The sequence below is a fragment of the Bellilinea sp. genome, assembly GCF_034432615.1.
GTDB lineage: Bacteria > Chloroflexota > Anaerolineae > Anaerolineales > Anaerolineaceae > Bellilinea.
The window spans coordinates 1-3,736 of record NZ_DAOUBL010000188.1; the positions used below are offsets into that span (position 1 = coordinate 1).

7 protein-coding genes are annotated in these 3,736 nt (G+C 47.7%); 3 read left to right on the plus strand and 4 right to left on the minus strand.

What is annotated here, in order from left to right; genetic code table 11:
* The 4 genes from VAE48_RS08575 to VAE48_RS08590 form a co-directional block, all read right to left on the minus strand.
* Nucleotides 1-467, minus strand: a 467-nt coding sequence (locus tag VAE48_RS08575) for a hypothetical protein (protein WP_322792907.1), incomplete at its 3' end; no start/stop codon positions are given.
* A 110-nt stretch (nt 468-577) separates the two neighbouring features.
* On the minus strand, nt 578-1,075 hold the full coding sequence (locus VAE48_RS08580; RefSeq protein WP_322792908.1) for a type II toxin-antitoxin system VapC family toxin: 498 nt from the start codon (nt 1,073-1,075) through the stop codon (nt 578-580).
* Nucleotides 1,065-1,820, minus strand: a complete 756-nt coding sequence (locus VAE48_RS08585) for a hypothetical protein (protein WP_322792909.1) — start codon at nt 1,818-1,820, stop codon at nt 1,065-1,067. The genes VAE48_RS08580 and VAE48_RS08585 overlap by 11 nt, the downstream gene beginning before the upstream one ends.
* A gap of 175 nt (nt 1,821-1,995) precedes the next feature.
* Entirely contained in the window at nt 1,996-2,286 is a 291-nt protein-coding gene (locus VAE48_RS08590) for a helix-turn-helix transcriptional regulator (RefSeq protein ID WP_322792910.1), read from the minus strand.
* Between the two features lie 127 nt (nt 2,287-2,413).
* On the opposite strand from VAE48_RS08590, the gene VAE48_RS08595 reads away from it, so the two are divergent.
* The 3 genes from VAE48_RS08595 (at nt 2,414) to VAE48_RS08605 (ending at nt 3,359) form a co-directional block, all read left to right on the plus strand.
* Nucleotides 2,414-2,596 (plus strand): hypothetical protein, encoded by a 183-nt coding sequence (locus tag VAE48_RS08595; protein WP_322792911.1) that lies wholly within the window; start codon nt 2,414-2,416, stop codon nt 2,594-2,596.
* Nucleotides 2,597-2,844: 248 nt separating this feature from the next.
* Complete coding sequence (locus VAE48_RS08600; protein WP_322792912.1) at nt 2,845-3,060, plus strand: hypothetical protein; 216 nt, start codon at nt 2,845-2,847, stop codon at nt 3,058-3,060.
* A gap of 14 nt (nt 3,061-3,074) precedes the next feature.
* The gene (locus VAE48_RS08605; protein WP_322792913.1) at nt 3,075-3,359 is read left to right on the plus strand and encodes a hypothetical protein; all 285 of its coding nucleotides are present in this window, start codon (nt 3,075-3,077) and stop codon (nt 3,357-3,359) included.
* Nucleotides 3,360-3,736 lie beyond the last annotated feature (377 nt).

Genomic DNA, 3,736 nt, shown 5'->3' on the forward strand with positions numbered 1-3,736 from the left:
AGGTCATGCCGTGCTCCGTCAATTAAGTAGAGAACGCGTGGCAGGAAGGTCACCAGCTCTGTGGTTTCGAGTTTCTCAAGGTAATTAGCAAGAGATTCACCGAAAATATTGGCAATTGCAGGCACCGATTCTTGTTCTTGTAAAGCAATCTCAAAATCATAGTTCAAGCCAAAAGCAACCATTTCCAATTTGGGACTGCCGCGATGAATTTCGACCGCATATTTACTCAAGTCCGTGTATTCGTTGGACTGACTCGTAATGCGCACGCGGCGATCACCAAACTGAATTATAGTGGCATTGAGGGGGTTGACGAATACCAGTAGATCAGGAGGAAATTCAGTGGTGATGATTTTATCGCTTTCACCAAGTAATTCTTTGATCAGCTGCCGGTTGACATCGTTTATGCTCATGGATTGATAAACGATGGTGATATTCAAACCTCTTGGGACAATCTGATGATTGGTCATTTTGATTTCCTTATTCGTTCTCAATCTTCTTCCAGGAGCTTGATTGTTCTGAAAGCATCTCCCGCTATTGACAGTAAGCCAAATTCAGATCCAATACTCCCTTGATTAAGTTATGGAACTGGATTGCTGAACAAAGGTAATTGATCAACATGCGGTTCGATAATTTCGATGGGTATGATATTGGGATAGAGGGATTTGAGTTCTTGATCATAGGTGTTGAATTCGTCCAACCGAACAATGTAACGATCAATCCAGGATGCAGTAGTAAGATGAATACCATCTATTGGCTTGATTTTTTTAGAATGAGTCATCGCGGTGCGAATAAAATTTCTGGTTTCATAACCAATGGTTATTGAATAATCTACCAGTTTGATAGGAGGACCGAACAGGTTTTGTAATACACTTTCAACATCTGAATTCAGGGCAGATTGATTTCTTTCCTGGGCTGCGTGAGTTACCTCGGCTATTGTAATTGTGGATGTAAAAATGTTGATCTGATTGGATTCGGCTCGTCTCATCAATTCTTCAATGATGCTGCTTTCCGATTCGTTATTTATGTATCTAAGAAACACACAAGAATCCCAGTATAGACTTTGTTTAATTGTCATCTCTCAATCGCCGTATGGTTTGATCTGCGGTTTCGTCACCGGGTTGCCAGGGAAGAGCGCCTCGAGCTTTCTTATAAGCACCAGGTTCTCTCAGGGGAACGATTTGAATGGATTCAATGTCGTGAATTTCAAGTGGGCGACCTGTAATAATGTCACGGTATATATAGCCGGTAACCGATACGGTTTTGCCCCAAATATTTCTTAATAACTCGCGTTTTTCCTCTTCTACAAAACAGGTAACACCACGATTGAAAAGATTATCGTAGAGAGTAAATTTGAGTGTTTTATGGCCAATCAGGTTTTCCACCTTTCCTGTAATGACGCCGTAAGAATAGGCTTTGGTCACTGGTTTTTCTTGAAAACCGGGCTGGGTAATATGATAGATTTGGCCATCAACGCCGAATTCGATAGAAGAGACCTTTCCGTCAAGAACGCTGGCAATCTTTCTTGCAGATTGAATAACTTTTGGAGAATACGGAATCGGTTTGCCAAATTGCAGCTGTTGACCAATGAGTGCATAAGCGGTAGTGATCTTTTCTACGTCGTCTTCATCGGTATCAGCAATTCCTTGAATGACAGCCGTGGCGCTGCCGGCGCTGAGTTCTATGATCTGCCACTCAATAGTTTTGCCGGCAGCGATTTCTTCAGTAAGAGCATTCAGCAAACTGGACAATCCGGAAATAGCTTCTGCAAAAAGATTGACGGGAATTTCACCATTAAGGGTGAGGAAAACTTTGTTTTTCATGTTTTTACTTCCGGTGGAGAATATCTATATTCATTATAATGCTCAACCCTTAAAAGTGTAGAACTTTCGTTCTATCCTTCTTTTAACGCACTTCGAGCCGGTTTTTCTGCCCGGCTCGGTGTGGATGAGGGTGGTTTTTTGTCTTTTTGGCGTTCTGTCTTGAAGCGCAGAAGTTCTAGTATTTCCTGACGCTCATCGGGGGAAAGTTGCGAAAGGTAGTGAACTGCTCTTGATACTCAGTATCTGGCGAAACCGGCGGAAGCAGACCGGCGGCACGGAAGACGGTTTCGGGGGGTAGATTCAGCGCGCGAGAGATGGACACTAAAACGTCACTATCTGGCTTCTCTCTTTGTCTATTGATGTAATTGCTAATAATTTGTCTAGGAATACCTGCCCGTCTAGCCAATTCAGCCTGTGACCACCCTCGTTTATTTATTTCATTCAATAGCCAATCTGAAAAGTCCATAACTGATTACAGTTTGTCATAATTTGCGTATTTTTTGGATGTCAAACCGTAAACACGTATTGACAATTTGTTTATATTTCTGTATAATGTCATCAAGCGTTGACATTTAGAAAACAAAGGAGGTCAAATGCCGGACTTTTACATCAGGACAAGCGATCAAGAGGTTGAACGCATGCTGAAACAGTTGGCTGAAGAAGACATGCGCTCGATTTCAATGGAGGTAGCTTGGCTCATCCGCCAGGAGTGGGCGCGCCGGCACGGGAATGCCAGCCCGGTGGAGGGCGAGGTGGTGGCGCATGAACAAAAATAGATATTCATTCCGCGAGGACTGGGAAAACTGGTTTCTCGCGGTTTTTGGCTTAATCGCAATGGTCATCACCCTTATTGTGCTTGGTTAGCCATTGCGAATCAAGCAAAGGATTGAATCGGGAGGCAAAATGGGTAGTAGATGCGCACAGCGGGCGGCAGTCGGGCAGACCCTCGACCGGCTGTGCGTCGGGGCGGCTAAAAGCCGTTTGGTTGGAGCGCGCACTTCAAGACCAGACGGAGGCGGTAACTATGACAGAAAAGAAGATCGGAGGCTACGTGTTCCGCCAGGAGTTGAGCCGGGCACGGCTGGCCAATCGGGTGATCCGCGAATCGCTCAAGCGGCTGGTGGAGGAATTTCCGCACCAGCGCACGGCCAACCTGGTTGCCAAAGCCGGCACGGCGCTGGCCGAGAACATGGAAGCGCTGGACGAGATCGAGGCGATCTTGTCGCGCAACCGGAACTAACGGTGCGGGGTGGTGTGCCAGACACCTCGCTGATCCTCTCCTCCTTTCGATCCAGCCGCCAGAGTGGTTTTGGCGGGTGCAAGTCCCGCCCGGCTGGACTACAACCCCGCCTGCAATGGCGGGGGACAAAGCGGAAAGAACGCTTGACCAGGCGGACAGAGCAAGGGACGCCTTCAACGGATGGCAATACTGCCATCGAATGGGCTCTAGAGGCGATTGCTGTTGCATTATGCAGAATCGCAACCGCGATTGAGAAGCAGAACGAAGAAGCGGAATTGGAGCCGGATAAAGAACCTTAAAAATATGGCGGGCGGCGTGGTGGGAACACGCTTAGACACAATCCGGCGATGCTGGATTGTTGCCGAATACAAATTGTAATCAGGTTCGAATCCTGACCCGCCAACTAGCCGGACGATCCCCCCTCGTCCGGTGAACCCCACCTCCCGGGGGCGGAGGCGCGTTGCGGCGATTACAGGTGTAAGCGACTTCCGCCCCCACAAATGGAGCGAATCAATGACCGATCAGACAAAAATCCAATTTCTTTCCGTAGTACGCACCCCCAACGGGCTTGGGCTGGTGCAGGGCCGTCTGGTGGAGAAAGATGGTCGGCCGGGGCGGATACTTGTCAGCCACGATCCGCATGACCCGCAACTGCCGGAGGAGATGCGGTCCCTGT

Coding starts and splice junctions, on each gene's coding strand:
- VAE48_RS08590 (WP_322792910.1), bottom strand. CDS start 2,286: ATGGACTTTTCAGATTGGCTATTGAATGAAATAAATAAACGAGGGTGG.
- VAE48_RS08595 (WP_322792911.1), top strand. CDS start 2,414: ATGCCGGACTTTTACATCAGGACAAGCGATCAAGAGGTTGAACGCATG.
- VAE48_RS08600 (WP_322792912.1), top strand. CDS start 2,845: ATGACAGAAAAGAAGATCGGAGGCTACGTGTTCCGCCAGGAGTTGAGC.
- VAE48_RS08580 (WP_322792908.1), bottom strand. CDS start 1,075: ATGACAATTAAACAAAGTCTATACTGGGATTCTTGTGTGTTTCTTAGA.
- VAE48_RS08585 (WP_322792909.1), bottom strand. CDS start 1,820: ATGAAAAACAAAGTTTTCCTCACCCTTAATGGTGAAATTCCCGTCAAT.